This window comes from Brevibacterium sp. 239c, from assembly GCF_900169365.1.
Taxonomy (GTDB): domain Bacteria; phylum Actinomycetota; class Actinomycetes; order Actinomycetales; family Brevibacteriaceae; genus Brevibacterium.
Map to the genome: position 1 here is coordinate 58,695 of NZ_FXZH01000002.1, position 16,598 is coordinate 75,292.

Below are 16,598 nucleotides of genomic sequence, written 5' to 3' on the forward strand. Positions count from 1 at the left end.
CCTTTGCTCTGGTTTGGTGCCGGTGGCGGGAGATCGTTGTGGTGACTCGGTGGGTAGGGCTCAGGCCATGGTGAGCCCGCCGGAGACGGAGAGAGTCTGACCTGTGACGTAGGTGGATTCGGGGCGGGCGAAGAAGGCAACGGCATTGGCCAGGTCATCGGGCTGAGCAAGGCGACGCATCGGGATGGCCTTCTCCAGAGCGGTCCGCAGCTTCGGATTGTCCTCGGAGATCTCAGCGAACAAGGGGGTGTCGGCCGGACCTGGGCACACGCAGTTGGAGGTGATGTTGTGTCGTGCGACTTCGCGGGCGAAGGTCTTGGAGAAGGAGATGATGCCGCCCTTGGCCGCAGAATAGACGGCTTCACCGCTCGAGCCCACGCGTCCGGCGTCGGAGCCGATGCTGATCACGGCCCCTGATTCGGCGGCGATCATGTGGGCTGCGGCCGACTGCGTGCAGTTGAGGGTGCCGATCAGATTGATCGCGATGACGCGGTCCCATGTCTCGGCCGTCGACTCCATGAAGGGTTCGACCTTGTCCCAGCCGGCATTGTTGACGAGCACGTCGATGCGGCCGAAGGTCTCGATCACTTGGGTGGTCATGGCATCGACTTTCGCCCGATCGGTGACATCGACGGCGAGGCCGATGGAGTTGTTGCCCAGCGCCGAGGCGGTTTCCTGTGATTTCGCAGCGTCGAGGTCGGCGACGACGATGGTGGCACCGTCTGCCGCCAAGCGGGTGGCGATCCCTTTGCCGATCCCGGAGGCGGCGCCGGTGACGATGATGATGCGAGAGTCCAGTTCAGACATGATATGTGGTCCCTTCGGATGGTGTCGTTGTCAGATATGTCGGATATGTGTGGCCGGGGTTCGGAGGACGGAGGTGGCTCAGGGGGCGAAGGCACGTCCGGCTGATTCTCGGGCGATGACGAGCTTCATGATCTGTGCTGTTCCGTCCCCGATCTGCATGCCGAGCACATCGCGGAGGCGCTTCTCCACGTCGCGGTTCTGCATGTAGCCGTTCTGGCCGTGCAGGAGGAGGCATTGATGGATGGCATGGTAGGACTCGAGCGGGGCCCACCATTTGCACATGGCTGCCTGTGAGGTGTGGGGCAGGCCTTCGTCGCCGAGCCACAGGGTGTTCAGACACAGGAGCCTGGCGGCTGCCATCTTCGTCTCCGCCTCGGCCAGGGGGAATGAGACGCCTTGGAACGTCGACAGCGGCTGGTCGAAGGCCTCCCTGCCCTTCACGTAGTCCCATGCGTCTTCGATAGCCCTCAACGCGCTGCCGGTGCATTGCAGTCCGATGAGGGCGCGGGAGAAGTCGAATCCCTGCATGACCTGGGAGAACGCTGCTCCCTCCGCGCCGAGGAGGTGATCGGCAGGGATCCTGACATCGGTGAAGTCGACGGAGCCGCGGGCCACCGCCGACTGCCCCATGTCGGTGATCGCTGTGCGGGTCACCCCGGGGGCGTCAAGGTCGACGAGGAAGGCAGAGATGCCCTTTCCCCTCTTCGCATTCGGATCGGTCCTCGCGAAGATGACCGTGGCCGCCGAGGTCAGTGCCAGGGACATCGACTTCGTGCCGTTGATGATCCAATCGTCACCGTCGTGCGTGGCGGTGGTCTGCGGATTCCCGGCGTCCGATCCGGCGTCCGGCTCCGAGAGCCCGATAGCCACTGTCTCCGTACCTGAAGTGATGAGACGGCAATAGTGCTCGGCCACCTCGGCGCTGGCATTGCGGGCAATGACCTGGCCCATCAATGAGCCCACCACCTGCAGGTACGCGACGTTGAGGTCTCCCCGGGCAATCGCCTCGGTGACCAGCCCCGCGGTCACCTTCGTCTGGCCCTGCCCTCCTAACTGGACTGAGAGCTCAGGTGCGATGAGTCCGGCACGACCCATTTCCTGGGTGATCTCAGCCCCGATCTGCCCAGCGGCTTCCCGGTCACGTGCCTCGGAGATGAGGCGCTCCTCGAAGGTCGCTGCGGTGTCGAGCAGTGATTGAGCCTCTGGGGTGATTGCGAAGTCCACTGTGATCCTCAAATTCTGGTGGGATGGTCGTTGTGTGAGCTGGTCCCGGGGATTGGGTACGGCTCAGTAGGCGTTGTCGAAGCCGCTGAAGTCCGGGTCGCGTTTCTCGGCGAAAGCGGCCGCGCCCTCATGCGACTCTGGTGAGTGTGCGTAGAGGTCCAGGGCGCTCATGGCCAGGTTGGTGAAACCGGTCTGCATCTCACTGTCGGCGTTGAATGACTGCTTGAGGAAGCGCAGCGCAGTGGGCGCCTTGAGTCCCAGGGCTCGGGCACGGTCCTTGGCCCGTGGCATGAGGTCTTGGGCCTCGACGACCTCATTGGCCAGCCCCCAGCTCTCGGCCTTCTGGGCGTCGATGAGTTCGCAGAAGTACCACATCTCGCGGGCTCGCTTCTCACCCACGACCCTGGCGAGGAAGGCCGTTCCGTATCCGGCGTCGAAGGACCCGACTTTCGGCCCGGCCTGTCCGAAGCGAGCATGTGCGGCAGCGATCGTGATGTCGCAGAGTGTGTTCAGCACATTGCCTCCGCCGATGGCGACACCGTTGACGGCGGCGATGATGGGCTTCGGCACAGAGCGCATGGTCTTGTGGAGTTCGGAGATACGGAACATGCCGTACCGGCTGGGACCGTAGTCTCCGGTCTTCGCCTTCTGCTTGACGTCGCCGCCGGCGCAGAATGCCTTCTCTCCCGAACCGGTGAGGATGATCGAGCGGACCTGGTTGTCTCCCCAGGCCTGTGTCAGTGCCTCGATGAGTTCGTCGACGGTCTGGGAACGGAAGGAGTTGAACGAGTCGGGACGATTGATGGTGATGACCGCGAAGGATTCTTCGACCTCATAGAGGATGTCCTCGAAGTCCTGTGTGGTAGCAGCGGGTTCGTGTGTCTCTGTCATCTTTGCCTCCTCAAGCTGATGTCCTACGGGGGGCGGCAGCCTGTCCCGCAAGAAAATGAATCTAAGTTCACTCCAAGTGAACACTAGTTCAGTACTGAGGTCAATACCCTTGAGTCGGTGAAGTGGGAGTGGTGAATCCTCATTTCTACTGCGGGTTCGCGGCAGCACCCGTTTCTACTGTGGGTTCGCGGGAGCACTCGGTGCGGAGTGCGAGAATGTGATGGTAGAACCGATCCTCGTAATCCCGTGGTATCCGTGCACAATCGAGAGGGCAGTGATGACTCAACCCCGTGAGACCAGACCTCAGCCGGCTGCCGGCGCGGAGATCGGCTCCCTCATCGGCGGAGCATTCGGCCTGGTGTTCCTCATCGTCAACAGCGCATCGTTTTCGACCCTGGGCCGTATCCTCGTCCTCGTCATGGGGATCGCGGCCTTCGCCGTCATCGTGTTCTTCGCGATTCGTTCACTGGGCCGCATGAAGCGCGCCCAGGTCTCCTCAGCAACGTCCGTCGAGTCCGTCGAGTCCGCTGAGTCCGCTGAGTCCGCCGAGGGGCAGGCTGCGGCCGGACCGCGTCGGACCGTTCCCTTCGGACGCAGCTACTGGATCATCGTCGGGATCGAAGCACTGGCGCTCTTCGGCGGTACGCGCCTGCTGAGCGGTTTAGGGCATCCGGAACTCGGCGTGGCCTGGGTGGCGTTCGTCGTCGGCACCCACTTCTATGCTCTCGGCCACGTGTTCAAACTCAACCGGTTCCATATTCTCGCCACGGTCGTCACCCTGTGCGGCATTGCCGGCTTCATCGCCTTCTTCGCCTCGATCCCAGCGTTCATTCCCATCTTCAGCGGGATCATCTCCGGATTCGTGCTCCTGGCGTTCGGCCTCTGGGCGCTCGTCCCGGTCGACGGTGAGCGTGCGTGAAACGCCGATTTGCTGTCCGCAAACGGTCGCCTGGTCGTTCTGGGGCGAACGTCTGCAGACAGTGAAAACCGTTTGCGGACAGTAATCGGCTGACCGAAGCCCGTGGCCAGTGACTCTTGACGAACAGGTCCCGTCGCCGGCTGCAGCGGTGGCGCGGGCCCAGGTCCTGGTGCTTCGTCGGAGGGTTGGCTCCGTCGCCGGTCCTACTCCGTGGGCGCGCCTGGGGCCTGCACCTTCGGCACCGACTGGACCCGTGGGGCTGGGAACTCGGGCGGTTGGGCCGCGGGTGCATCCTCCAAGCCAGCGAGCACCTCGGCGATGGCACGGTCGAGCTGCAGATCGTCCTCGCTGAACAGCTGCGAGGGATCATGCTCGACCTCGATGTCGGGATCGACACCGTAGTTCTCCACATCCCAGCCCTTGCCTTCGAGCCAGAAGGCGTAGCGCGGCTGAGTCACGCCGGTGCCGTCGACCAGGTCGTAGCGGCCGTCGATGCCGACGACACCACCCCAGGTGCGGACTCCGATGACAGGGCCAAGGCCCTTCGCCTGCACGCGGGCGTTGATGATGTCACCGTCGGAGCCTGAGAACTCGTTGGCGAGGAAGGCCACCGGGCCACGGCGGGTATCCTCCGGATCCGGAAGCATGGTGTCGTAGCTCCTGGACGCGTTCCAGGCGATGACCCTGTCCGCGAAGCGTTCGGCGACCAGGGCACTCGTGTGACCACCCCGGTTGAACCGGACATCGGCGATGACGCCCTCGGCAGACATCGCCTGCCGCAGATCACGGTGCAGCTGAGCCCAGCCACCGGCCATCATGTCGGGGACGTGGACGTAGCCGATGCGACCATCTGACTTCTTCGCCACGTACTCACGCCGGGAGCGGACCCAGTCCTGGTAGCGCAGCTTCTCCTCATTCGCCAGAGGAATGATCGCGACCACACGGTCCTTGCGCCCCCGCCGCAGGGTGAGCTCGACGATCGAATCCGCCGCTCCCACCAGATGGGCTGCCGGGCCGCGGACTTCGTCAACGGACTGACCGTTGACGGCGACGATGAGATCACCTTCGCGGGCTCCGACGCCGGCTTGGCGTAGGGGCGACCTGGCGGCGGGATCGCTGCTCTCACCAGGAAGAATACGTGCAATCGTCCAACCCTGCTCAGTCCGTTCCAGATCCGCACCCAGGAAACCGAGCTTCTTCGACTGATCACCAGGGGGGCTGGATGGTGAGACATAGGCATGTGAGGTGTTGAGCTCACCCACGGTCTCCCACAGGATGTCGACGAGGTCGTCATGGGTCAGCGCCTTCGCAGCGACTCGACGCCAGCGCAGGGTCACACCTTCCCAATTCACCCCGTTCATGTCCGCACGCCAATAGTGGTCACGCATGATGCGGGAGTTCTCCTCGAACATCTGCAGCCATTCGGCCCGCTGATCGAGTTCGAACCGCAGCCGTGTGAGGTCCACGGAGACCGTATCGTCATCATCGGATTCGACCTTGCGGGTGGCTGGTCGCACCGCGACATCACCATCATTGGTCACGATGATGAGTTTGCCGTCACCAGTCACCTCATAGTCATCGGCTTTGTCGACGACGGTGGTGACCTTGCGTTTTGTGAAGTCGAAGTACTGGACCACCTCGCCGGGCTTCTCACCGGCATCCCCTGAATGCTTGTCGCCGAGTTCGCCATCTTCGGCATCACCGGTGCGCATCCACAGGACTCCGCCTTCGGCCGCCTTCAGATTGCGGAAGACACCAGAAGAGACCGGGAACGCCACGATCCTCTCCTCTGCGCCGGCAAGTTCAACCTCTGCGGTGACAACGGTCTTCTCCGCCTTCGCCTTGTCCGCCTTCGAGGTCTCATCGGTGACCTCACCGATCGCCCACCCGCTGGCACTCGGGCCGAAGGGTGCGGGTTCGGTGGAACTCAGCGGCAGCAGCCACGGCCTGGTCACACCATTGAACGACAGGTCGAAGGAATGCTGATTGTAGGAGGGATCGAAGGTCCGATCGGAGAGGAACGCGACGTATTTGCCGTCGACGGTGAATGCCGGCGAGAAGTCATTGAACTTCCCACTCGTCAGCGCCTGACCCTCACGGTCGGACTTGGTGTCGACGATCATCAGCCTCTCCAGCATCTCCTCGCCCTGAGTCGGCTGTGACCACACGAGGTAGCGGCCGTCGGGAGAGAACCGAGGAGTCTTGGCCTCACCGAAGCCCGAATGGCCCACCAGACGAGTCCTGCCATTGCCGACATCGACGAGGCGGATGCTGCCATCGTGAGAGATCGTGGCCAAGGTCTTCCCCGCAGGATCCGAAGCCATGTCGAGGACACGTCCGAGTGCTCCGGCCCCGATCCGCCGAGGCGGTTTGTCACCGGAGACTGCCCGCACCTCGATCGAGTCCTCACCCTCGACATCGGTGATGTACGCGGCGAGTCCGGTCTGTCCGACGACGACGGGCTCACGGGTGCGGATCGACGAATCCGCACACAGCGCCCGTGCAGGACCTTCGCGATGGGCCAGCCAGAAGGTCTTTCCGCGCCATTCCACCACCGAGGCGTTGCCACCATGGTCCGGGACGATGCTCACAGTGCTGGAGGTGGGATCAATGTTGAGCGGCTGCACCCCAGTGCCGGGAAGCTGCACGTTCAGGGTCCTGATCTGTGCGTCGAGACTGTCGAGGATGCGGATATCACCGTGGCTGTGCCACACGATGCGGGTTCCATCGGTGGTGGCATCGCGGACATAGCCCTCGGCCTCGGTTTGGAACGTCAGCTGCCGCGGTTCACCGGTCGCGGCCTGATCCGACGTGGGCTGTGTGGCCAAACCGTCCCAGATCCACAGATTCGCCTGCTCATGAGCGTGATTCGGGAAGGTGGCGGCACGGTCAGAGGTGAAGACCAACGAGTCACCGACCCAGATCGGATCGGTCAGCGACGCCGCTTCCTCACGCAGCAGACGCTGCCACTGGGCACCTGTGCCCGAGGCGTCACCGGCCCGATCGAGCCACAGCCTGGGCGCTGTGCCGCCGCGATAGCGCTTCCAGTGCGCGGGGGGACGAGAAAACGGCGTGGACAGAGCGGTCACGCCCGAGTGATGTCTGCCCAGACCCGAGGCCCGACCCAGCGACAGGCGTTCGACACTGCCGTCGAGGCCGACGGACTTCACAACGTGGTTGCGGACCTCGAACTCACCGGCATTGGACCCGATGAGAATATGGCGCTCATCGGCCCACCCGAGCATTGTCGTAGTCGTTCCACCCAACCAGCTCAGCCGTCGCAAGGACCCGGAGGCCACCTCGGCGAGCATGAGTTCAGGATGCCCGTCGCGGAAGGACACATAGGCGACACGTGTCCCGTCCGGCGAAATCCGCGGACTGCGGACTGGGACATGATCCGAGGTCAGACGCCATGCACGCCCGCCAGCTGACGGGGCGATCCAGACATCGTCGTCGGCGGTGAAGGCGATGAGATCACCATGGATGTGCGGGTACCGGAGGTAAGAATTCTGAGTCACGTGACCTACATTACAAGCTTGGGCGCCGAGGTGACACGGCCCATGCGGCGCAGTCGGTCCCCGACCAATAGAATGGTGACATGCCATCTCTGACTTCGCTTCTCAACGATCGTTTCGCACTTGCCCTCGAACAGTCCTTCGGCGAGGATTTCGCGCGACGCGACCCCGTGATCAGGAGCAGCCAGTTCGCCGACTTCCAGGCCAACGTGGCGCTGCCCCTGGCGAAGGAGCTGAAGTCCAAGCCACGCGATATCGCGACCACGATCGTGGATAATCTCGACCTCGAGGGGATCTGCGTGACCCCGGAGATCTCCGGGCCGGGCTTCATCAACCTCACCTTCACCCCCGAGTTCCTGGCATCGACCCTGAACCAGGGACAGGTCACCGAAGTCGGGGCCGAGACGAGTGCAGCAGCCGACGGCGCAAGCTCCGCCGGACAGCGGATCGTCATCGACTATTCGGCGCCCAACGTCGCCAAGGAGATGCACGTCGGTCACCTGCGGACCACCGTCGTCGGTGATGCGCTGGCCCGCACCCATGAACTCTTCGGCAACACCGTGGTCCGCCAGAACCACATCGGTGACTGGGGCACTCCGTTCGGAATGCTCATCGAGCACCTCCTCGACGTCGGCATCGAGTCCGAGACGGCCCAGGACATCTCGGCCAACCCCAACGCCTTCTACCAGGCAGCCCGCGCGAAGTTCGACAACGACGAGGCCTTCGCCACCCGCGCCCGCGCCCGCGTGGTCGCGCTGCAGGGCGGGGACAGCCAGACCCTCGAGCTGTGGGAACGCCTCGTCGGGTTCTCACGGATCTACTTCAACCACATCTACTCACTCCTCGACGTCACCCTGACCGATGACGACCTCGCAGGTGAGAGCATCTACAACGATGACCTCGCCGCGGTCTGCCAGGACCTCGAGGACCAGGGCCTGGCCCGCATCAGCGACGGCGCACTGTGCGTGTTCCCCGAGGGATTCACCGGCCGCGAGGGCGAACCCCTGCCGCTGATCATCCGCAAATCCGACGGCGGCTACGGCTACGCGACAACAGACCTCGCGGCCGTCCGCCACCGGGTGCGCACACTCAACGCCGACCGTGTCCTCTACGTCGTCGGTACCCCGCAGGCTATGCACTTCGAGATGGTCTTCGCCATCGCCCGGGCCGCCGGCTGGCTGCCAGAGGGCACCGAGTTCGAGCATGTGAAGATCGGCAATGTGCTCGGCGACGACGGGAAGATCCTGCGCACCCGCTCCGGCGCGCCCCTGCGTCTGGCCGAACTCCTCGAGGAGGCGGTCGCCCGCGCCAAGACCACTCTGCAGGAGTCCAACACCGAGTTCGCGGCCGAAGAGGAAGCCGTCGTGGCCAAGGCCGTGGGCATCGGTGCCGTGAAGTACGCAGACCTCTCCGTCGCCCACGACACCAGCTACACCTTCGACCTCGACCGCATGCTCGCCCCCTTCGGCAACACCGCCCCGTACCTGCAGTACGCCGGGGCTCGGATCCGTTCGATCCTGCGCAAGGCGGACGGGGAGGCATATCCGGTCGCGCCGATCCACCTCGGCGAGGCGGCTGAACGTGACTTGGGTCTGGCGCTGCTCGGGTTCTCCGATGTCCTCGCCGATGTCATCGCGGGCTCCGCGCCGCACCGACTGTGCACGTACCTCTTCGATCTCGCCCAGTCGTTCACCTCGTTCTACGAGCAGTGCCCGGTCCTCATCGCCGAATCCGCCGAGGTGCGCGATTCCCGGCTGCGTCTGAGCCAGACCGTCCTCGAGGTGCTCGAAGCGGGTCTCGGAGTTCTCGGCATCCGCGTGCCCGAGCGCATGTGAACCAGCCTGACCCATCCGTTGCCCGGCGGATGCTGCCGTGGATGGTTGTGGGCATCGTCGTTCTGGCGATCAACCTGCGGGCACCGATCATCGCTCCGACGGCCGTCCTCAGTGACATCCAGGACGACACCGGGCTGAGTGCGGCCGGGGTCGGCCTCCTCACGGGTCTGCCGGTGCTGCTGTTCGCCCTGGTCACCCCTGTGGCGGGCAAGATCATCGGACGCTTCGGTGCGGAGGCAGCAGTGCTGTCGTGCCTGACCGGAGTCCTGCTCGGAACCGTGCTGCGCTCCGTGGGTCCGCCCTGGCTCGTGCTTGTGGGCACCGGAATCATCGGGTTCGCCATCACCTTGGGAAATATCGCCGTGCCGGTGATCATCCGCCGCGAGGTCCCGTGGAGCCAGGTGTCGATGGTGACGGGCCTGTACTCGGCCACCATGAACGTCGGATCTATGCTCACGCTGCTCGGCACGGGGCCCTTGGCGGCAGCGTTCGGTTGGCGGTGGGCCATCGCCATCTGGGGCGCCATGGCAATGATCGGACTCGCCTACTGGCTATTCGCGATCCGGCTGCGGGTCCGTCGCAACGCGATCGTCGCAGCGTCGGCCGAAACACCACCGGCACCCCAGCCCACACCGGTACGGCGCCCGTGGCGCGAGGCACCTCCTGAATTCCGTGCCATCATCGCGCTCCTTGTGGTCACCTTCAGCGGACAGTCGATCGCGTACTACACGACCACGACGTGGCTGCCGTCGATCCTGGCGGACACGGGAGGGTTGAGTGCAACCGCGTCGGGCGGCACCGCTTCTCTGTTCCAGGTCGCAGCCATCCTCGGCGCATTCGGTGTCCCGCTGCTGGCGGCCCGAACCAAGCCGTGGGTGCCGGTGGCCATCATCGCGGCGCTGTGGCTCTCACTGCCCGTCGGGCTGCTGCTGGCTCCGAACTCATATGTGCTGTGGGCGATCACCGGGGGTATCGCCCAGGGCGGCGGATTCACTGCGATCTTCTCCATCATCGCCCGCACCGCCGGCAGCGACCGGGAAACCGCATCCGCCTCGGCTCGGGTGCAGGGCGGCGGCTACCTGGCCGCCACACTGGCGCCGCCCTTCGCGGGCTGGCTGGGCAATGTCACCGACGGATGGACGGCCCCGATCCTGCTCATCCTCGCAGCGACCCTGGCCTTCACCATCGCGGGGCTGCTGGCCGTGCGGATCTCCGGCCGCTTCCGTGGCGGTGGGCCTGCCAATAGGCGTGAGGTGCTTGATGGTTGACGACCGGCCTCCTGAGTGACGCTCGCCTGAATGACGAACGGCTCCCGCTGCTGAAGTTGCCTCACGTGGATAAGTGAGGAATTCAGCGGCGGGAGCCGTTCTTTCTGTCTGTGCCAGCCAGCCGACCGGTCAGTTGACCAAGTCGGTCGACTTCTCAGAACAGATCAGTGCTTGGCATTCTTGTCTTCGACTGTCTCGGCGGCCGACTTCGAATCCTCTGCAGGCTTGGCGATGGTCGCCGGTGTGGCCTTGGTGTCCTTGGACTCATTGGCCTCGGTCGCAGGCTTCGGTGTGGTCGTGGCGGCCGCCTTCGACTCAGGCACTGCTGTCTGCGAGACCTCAGGTGCTGTTCCCTGGCGGGATGCGGGGGTCGAACCCACCGGGCGAGCATCTTCGGGACGGTTGTTGGGCAGCGGTGTCGACCATGGGTCCTCGACCGGCTGCGCCTTCTTCCACACGTAGTAGCCGATGCCGGCTGCAGAACCGATGACCAGGGTCCACACGACTGCGGCCTTGCCACCACCGGACTTGCGTGCGGTGTCCTTCTGGATTCGTTTGCCGGCGTTTGTGAGGGCCTTGCGAGCCTTCTTCACGGCTTTCTTGTCGCCGGTCAGGCGCACAGCGAGATCGTCGACGAGCTGAGGAGTCTCAGCGGCTGCAAGCGAGTTCGCGGCGTTGGACGCAAACTTGCCGGCACGTTCGGTGGCTTCGGGACGGTAAGCATCGAGCTTGTCCGCCCAGGCATGAACCTGCTCATTCGCTTTGTCTGCGAACGCTTCGACCTGGGGACGGGCCTTGTCGGCAAGGTCTTCGGCCCGATCGGCCAGTGCTTCAACCTGCGGGCGAGCCTTCTCAGCGAGCGCCTCGACCTGAGGGCGTGCCTTGTCAGCGGCTTCGCGGAGTTTTGGACTTGCGGCCCCGCTGGCATCGGCCAGGACTCGGAGTGACGTCTTCTTCGCGGAATCGAGCTTCGAAGCGAACGGATCTCGAGCTGACTTCTTCGACATGAACATTCCCAATCCTCTTTGTCGGGGGCAATTGATCTGTCTCAGTCTACGGCCTAGGTGCAAGCTGCTGGACATCAGGCCGTCATGAAATTGTCTGCAGAAACGCTGACAGAGTCCGCAAACGGGGCCGAGGGAATCTGCAGAAGCCACGAGGGCGTGGAAGAATGGTCGTATGACTACAGCTTCTACGCACACAGCGATCCTGCACACCAACCATGGTGACATCACCATCAACCTCTTCGGCAACCACGCTCCGAAGACCGTTGCGAATTTCGTGGAACTGGCCAGGGGCGAGCGTGAGTTCACCGATCCCGCCACCGGCGAACCCACCAAGCGTCCCTTCTTCGACGGCCTCAACTTCCACCGCATCATCGCGGACTTCATGATTCAGGGCGGCTGCCCACTGGGCACCGGCACCGGCGGCCCGGGCTACACCTTCGACGATGAGATCCACCCGGAACTCCAGTTCGACCGCAAGTACCTGTTGGCCATGGCCAACGCCGGCAAGCAGATGGGACGCGGCACCAACGGTTCGCAGTTCTTCATCACGACCGCCGAGACCCCGTGGCTCAACGGCAAGCACTCCATCTTCGGCGAGGTCGCTGACGAAGCGTCGCAGAAGGTTGTCGACGAGATCAACAACGTCCGCACCGCGGCCATGGACAAGCCGGTTGAACCAGTCACCTTGGAATCGGTCGAAATCAGCGGCTGATACGGATTCGTCGGTGAGCATCGGTACTTGCAGCTATCGAGTACTGAGACTCACTGAACTGAGTACCATGGTGTGATGGACACACCTGAGGAGGGCTCGGCACGGGAGACCGGCCGGGCCCTTTCTGTGTCTCCACCGCTGGTGACGAGCACGATCATGATCCTTACGGGCGTGGTCTTCCTCGCCCAACTGCTGCCCAGCCTGGATCTCGTCCATCGACTGAGCTTCGTGCCCGCGCTCGTTCTTGACCAGCCATGGCGGATCCTGACCGTGGCTCTGGTGCACGAACAACCCTCGCCGTACCACCTTCTGGCCAATATGATCGGCCTGTTCTTCTTCGGTTCTTTCGTCGAGCGAGCCCTGGGCCGGTGGCGATTCCTCGTCATCTACCTGCTGGGGACGATCGGCGGATCCGTCATGGTCCTCGTTCTGGCCAAGCCGTTCTCCGTGGATTGGGTGACAAACAATATCGGTGCCTCCGGCGCTGTCTTCGCTATCGTCGGCGTGCTGTTGGTGCCGACACGCAGGCTCGACCGCAACATCACAGGGGTCGTGCTGTTCGTGGCTCTCAATTTCGGATACGGACTCCTCGTGGCAGGAGTGTCCTGGCAGGCCCACCTCGGCGGGCTCCTCGCGGGTTTCGTGCTTGGCTGTGGCGCTCTGCTGGTGCCTAAGAAGCGGTCGACGCTGGTCTTTGGACTGACGGCTCTCGGACTGCTGCTGGCAATGGCTGCAGCTGGCACCTGGCGGATCAACGAGGCCTGGCGAATCCTCCCCGTGTGAAGGGTGCCGTGAAGGGTGCCGGGTCCCTGTGTCGGGAGGGTGCCGGGTGGCTCTCAGGCTTATAACAGACTTCGGTGGAAAATTGGCGTCTCCATGGACTGAAATTAGTTGTCCACACCCTTTATCCACATGGTGGATAACTTACATGTGTGTATTTCAGCAGGTCACAGGCCCAAAATAAGTTATGCACAAGCGACGCTCCCGGCTTGGGTATAACTTCGACCTTGTGGACAAGCGTGCTGGCAAGGCAGTTGAAGGGTCAATATCGGGTCACCGACCCACTCGCAGGTGAGCCTGGCGTGGACCTGAGCTGCTTCGCTCCCGCCTTCGAAAAACGGGGGTCGCGTCGACTGCCGGGTTTGTGCCCCCGTGCGTCGACGCAACCCCCGTTAATCGGGAGAAACGTGAACTAGCGCCAGCGCGTGGACATGATCAGTCCCGCCACGAAGAAGGCGAAGCCGATGAGGATGTTCCAGTTGCCCCATGCCTCGACCGGGAAGGCACCCTGCGAGACATAGAAGATCACAAGCCAGATCAGGCCGATGACCAGGAGGCCGATGAGCACCGGCAGGAACCAGCTCGGGTTCGGCTTGATCGTCTGCTGACCGGACTGCGAAGTGTACGAGGCGGTCTTGCGCCCCTGGGGCCGCTTGGCCGGATTGCCAGAACGTGAGGTGCGTTTGGCTGAGGAGCCCTTCGCAGCAGAACCCTTGGCCGTTGCAGCCTTTGCCTTATCGCTCTTCTTCGCAGACTTGCTGTCCTTGTCGGACTTGTCTGTCTTATCGAGCTTCTCGGCCTTCTTGGTTCTCTTGGCCTCAGCGGTCGAGTCATCAGCTGTCTCGGCCTTGTCAGCCTTGTCGGCCTTGTCAGCCTTGTCGGCCTTGTCAGCGTTCTCGGCGTCGCCAGTCTTCTTGGCCGCGGAATCCTTCGACGTGGACTTCTTGCTCGTTGCGGCACCAGCGGCTGTGGGTTTCTTGGCCACCTTGTCGTCTGCGGCCGTGTCGTCGCCTGCAACATCACTGTCGCCAGCAGCATCAGCATCGACGTCGCTGACAGTGTCGGGTTCGTCGGCAACCACATCGGATGAGTCGGAGGAGTCATCCAAGTCGAGGATGTCGCCGTCGAGGCGCTCGTCCTTCAGATCTCCTGTCGACTCAGCCTGCAGATCCTCGACTGCCTCCACATCGTCATTCGGCGCTGCCGTGGTTTCGACATCGGCTTTCGACGAATTGCGAGAAGTGCGCTGGGGGCGCTGGGTCCGTCCGTTGGACTTGGCCACGAGTACTCCTTATACGGTCGACCATTGCTGAGGTCACCGATTGATGAATAGGGACAATCGGACATCAGTCTACTCGTGACATACAGCAGTTTTAAAAACTCCAACTACCCTGAGAACGACCTGTTTGTGGAGCTTCATGCGATAAAGTGCAATACGGTGTCCCCGCTTGCCCTTTGGGCCAGCCCCGGATTCGAAATATTAGGCACGGTGCAGCAGTGGTGAATAGTCCCCCCTCGGGTAACGAATCAGACGCGGATGCGTCTTCGCGACCCACTATTCGTCCTGCTCAGAGGCAGGACTCCTCGCACTACCCGCCCAATGACCGATATCAGCCGCAAGGTGGGTACGGCGGGCACGAAGCTTCCCCGGCCACACAGCCTATGAATGCCGCACCAGATCTTGGTGGTGCTCCGAATTCCGGCGTCGATGCTAACTTCGTCCCCGGTTCGCATCCAGGGGCCGATCAACCGCTTCCCAGCCGGCGCGAACTTCGGCGCCGCGAAGCCGAAGCTGCTGCAGCCAACGGCGCTCCGACCGCCGTGTACTCCGATGCCCCACCCGCGTACCCCGATTCCACTCGGGCCCAACCGGCGGTCAACAGCGGACCAGCGGGCAACGGGGGAACAGACCCCCGCCTCGGCGTCACGATGGGTGCTGCGGCTGCCGGAGGAGCCGGGACTCGTGCCGGAGACCGTCGCACCAATCGTCGGAGGCAGAAGCCAGAGCGCGAGCCACTCGGCCCCGTCCGCGGCACCATCCGCACCTTCGGCGAACTCTGCATCACGGCCGGAATGGTTCTCATCCTGTTCGTGGTCTGGCAGCTGTGGTGGACCGATATCGAAGCCAACCGCGACAACGAAGTGCTGGCAGACAAACTCACCGAAGACTGGTCCAACCAGGACCCCAACAAGCTTCCGGACGACCCCGACGAACCTGTCGTGGCTGACCCAGTGGAGAAGAATCACGCATTCGGCATCTTCTACATTCCACGGTTCGGCGACGACTACTACCGCACGGTCGCCGAGGGCGTCGATCTTGAACCCGTCCTCAACCGGATGGGCGTGGGCCGGTACCCGAACTCCGCGATGCCCGGCGAAGTCGGAAACTTCTCGATCGCCGGCCACCGCGTCACCTACGGCAAACCACTCAACCAGATTGCGAAGCTGCGTCCAGGCGATGAGATCATCGTCCAGACCAAGGACGGCTTCTACACGTACACGTTCCGGAACTTCGACATCATCCTCCCCGATGCCGTCGAGGTGCTTGCCCCGGTCCCCAGCGAACCCAAATTCAAGGGCAAGGACCGGATCCTCACAATGACGGCCTGCAACCCGATGTTCTCGGCCAGGGAGCGCTACGTCGCCTACGCCGAGCTCACCGACTGGACCCCTGCCGGAGACGGCGCACCAGAGAACATCAAGGATTCCAAGGCCTACGACAAGGTCAGCAAGAATGGTGGTGCCTGAGTATGTACGGTCTGATCTGGCGACTGCTTCCGGGCAACTGGTTCGTCAAACTCATCTTCGCCCTCATCCTCATTGCGGCCGTGGTGCTGCTGCTCATGCAGTACGTCTTCCCGGTCGTCGCACCTTATATGCCCTTCAACAACGCAACAGTGACCGATGGAAGCGGTGGCCAGTGACGAAGATCCTCGTCGTCGACAACTATGACAGCTTCGTCTACACGCTTGTGTCTTACGTTCGTGAGCTCGGGGCGCAGACGCACGTCATCCGCAATGACGATATGCCCGCCGAGGCTGTCGTGGCCTTGGCCGCCGACTACGACGGAGTCCTCCTGTCCCCAGGTCCGGGTGTGCCGGCCGAATCGGGAGTGTGCCCGAACCTCATCGCCTGGGCTGAGAAGTCCGGGACCCCGGTGTTCGGAGTCTGCCTGGGCCACCAGGCGTTGGGAGAGGTCTTCGGCGCCACTGTGACTCACTCGCCGGTGCTCATGCACGGCAAGACCTCCGTCATCACCCACGACAGTCAGGGCATCTTCTTCGGCTGCAAGAACCCCCTCACCGTGACCAGATATCACTCCCTGGCGATCGTGGACGAGACCATCGACCTCGAGAAGTTCATGGTCACCGCCCGCACCGAGGATGGCGTCGTCATGGCCATCGAACACCGTGAGCAGCCGCTGTTCGGCGTCCAGTTCCATCCGGAGTCGGTGCTCACCGAATGTGGCTACCTGATGCTGGGCAACTGGCTCGAGGTCTGCGGAATCGAAGGCGCCGCGGCGAAGGCCGCCGCAATGTCTCCGATGGCCTCGGCGATCGCAGCGAAGTCCGTCCCGGCCGGAAACCCCGCCTAAGTCTCAGCGGCTAGCCTAGGCCGCAGCGACGGCTCGGCTGGGCTC

14 protein-coding genes are annotated in these 16,598 nt (G+C 63.4%); 8 read left to right on the forward strand and 6 right to left on the reverse strand.

The window, feature by feature from the left end; all coding sequences use genetic code 11:
- Nucleotides 1-60 precede the first annotated feature (60 nt).
- From BSP239C_RS02110 to BSP239C_RS02120, 3 genes are all read right to left on the reverse strand, one after another.
- The gene (locus BSP239C_RS02110; RefSeq protein ID WP_101569977.1) at nucleotides 61-807 is read right to left on the reverse strand and encodes an SDR family NAD(P)-dependent oxidoreductase; all 747 of its coding nucleotides are present in this window, start codon (nucleotides 805-807) and stop codon (nucleotides 61-63) included.
- Between the two features lie 78 nt (nucleotides 808-885).
- Entirely contained in the window at nucleotides 886-2,031 is a 1,146-nt protein-coding gene (locus BSP239C_RS02115; RefSeq protein WP_101569978.1) for an acyl-CoA dehydrogenase family protein, read from the reverse strand.
- Nucleotides 2,032-2,094: 63 nt separating this feature from the next.
- Nucleotides 2,095-2,922 carry an enoyl-CoA hydratase-related protein gene (locus BSP239C_RS02120; RefSeq protein WP_101569979.1) on the reverse strand — a complete coding sequence of 276 codons (828 nt, stop codon included), beginning with the start codon at nucleotides 2,920-2,922 and terminating at the stop codon, nucleotides 2,095-2,097.
- Nucleotides 2,923-3,199: 277 nt separating this feature from the next.
- Here BSP239C_RS02120 and BSP239C_RS02125 point away from each other — a divergent pair, with 277 nt between their 5' ends.
- On the forward strand, nucleotides 3,200-3,841 hold the full coding sequence (locus BSP239C_RS02125) for a hypothetical protein (protein WP_101569980.1): 642 nt from the start codon (nucleotides 3,200-3,202) through the stop codon (nucleotides 3,839-3,841).
- A gap of 203 nt (nucleotides 3,842-4,044) precedes the next feature.
- On the opposite strand, the gene BSP239C_RS02130 is transcribed toward BSP239C_RS02125, so the two are convergent.
- Nucleotides 4,045-7,359: a S41 family peptidase gene (locus tag BSP239C_RS02130; RefSeq protein ID WP_101569981.1), complete on the reverse strand. Its 3,315-nt coding sequence runs from the start codon at nucleotides 7,357-7,359 to the stop codon at nucleotides 4,045-4,047.
- 80 nt (nucleotides 7,360-7,439) lie between these two features.
- On the opposite strand from BSP239C_RS02130, the gene argS reads away from it, so the two are divergent.
- Together argS and BSP239C_RS02140 are read left to right on the forward strand one after the other, a co-directional pair.
- A complete protein-coding gene (gene argS / locus BSP239C_RS02135) occupies nucleotides 7,440-9,191 on the forward strand; it encodes an arginine--tRNA ligase (RefSeq protein WP_101569982.1) in 1,752 nt (583 codons plus the stop codon).
- The gene (locus BSP239C_RS02140) at nucleotides 9,188-10,459 is read left to right on the forward strand and encodes a CynX/NimT family MFS transporter (RefSeq protein WP_101569983.1); all 1,272 of its coding nucleotides are present in this window, start codon (nucleotides 9,188-9,190) and stop codon (nucleotides 10,457-10,459) included. The genes argS and BSP239C_RS02140 overlap by 4 nt, the downstream gene beginning before the upstream one ends.
- A 164-nt stretch (nucleotides 10,460-10,623) precedes the next feature.
- Here BSP239C_RS02140 and BSP239C_RS02145 read toward each other — a convergent pair whose 3' ends face one another.
- A complete protein-coding gene (locus BSP239C_RS02145) occupies nucleotides 10,624-11,466 on the reverse strand; it encodes a hypothetical protein (RefSeq protein WP_226841633.1) in 843 nt (280 codons plus the stop codon).
- 172 nt (nucleotides 11,467-11,638) lie between these two features.
- On the opposite strand from BSP239C_RS02145, the gene BSP239C_RS02150 reads away from it, so the two are divergent.
- Together BSP239C_RS02150 and BSP239C_RS02155 are read left to right on the forward strand one after the other, a co-directional pair.
- Nucleotides 11,639-12,178, forward strand: a complete 540-nt coding sequence (locus tag BSP239C_RS02150) for a peptidylprolyl isomerase (RefSeq protein ID WP_101569985.1) — start codon at nucleotides 11,639-11,641, stop codon at nucleotides 12,176-12,178.
- Nucleotides 12,179-12,253: 75 nt separating this feature from the next.
- Complete coding sequence (locus BSP239C_RS02155) at nucleotides 12,254-12,961, forward strand: rhomboid family intramembrane serine protease (RefSeq protein WP_101569986.1); 708 nt, start codon at nucleotides 12,254-12,256, stop codon at nucleotides 12,959-12,961.
- 409 nt (nucleotides 12,962-13,370) lie between these two features.
- Here the strand turns inward: BSP239C_RS02155 and BSP239C_RS02160 are convergent, their stop codons facing one another.
- Nucleotides 13,371-14,240 (reverse strand): cell division protein CrgA, encoded by an 870-nt coding sequence (locus BSP239C_RS02160; protein ID WP_101569987.1) that lies wholly within the window; start codon nucleotides 14,238-14,240, stop codon nucleotides 13,371-13,373.
- Between the two features lie 380 nt (nucleotides 14,241-14,620).
- On the opposite strand from BSP239C_RS02160, the gene BSP239C_RS02165 reads away from it, so the two are divergent.
- The 3 genes from BSP239C_RS02165 to BSP239C_RS02170 are packed head-to-tail and all read left to right on the forward strand — an operon-like array spanning nucleotide 14,621 to nucleotide 16,553.
- Entirely contained in the window at nucleotides 14,621-15,706 is a 1,086-nt protein-coding gene (locus BSP239C_RS02165) for a class E sortase (protein WP_101569988.1), read from the forward strand.
- A gap of 2 nt (nucleotides 15,707-15,708) precedes the next feature.
- Entirely contained in the window at nucleotides 15,709-15,882 is a 174-nt protein-coding gene (locus BSP239C_RS20650) for a hypothetical protein (RefSeq protein WP_009884833.1), read from the forward strand.
- A complete protein-coding gene (locus BSP239C_RS02170) occupies nucleotides 15,879-16,553 on the forward strand; it encodes an aminodeoxychorismate/anthranilate synthase component II (RefSeq protein ID WP_101569989.1) in 675 nt (224 codons plus the stop codon). Before BSP239C_RS20650 ends, BSP239C_RS02170 begins: the two co-directional genes overlap by 4 nt.
- Nucleotides 16,554-16,598: the final 45 nt, after the last annotated feature.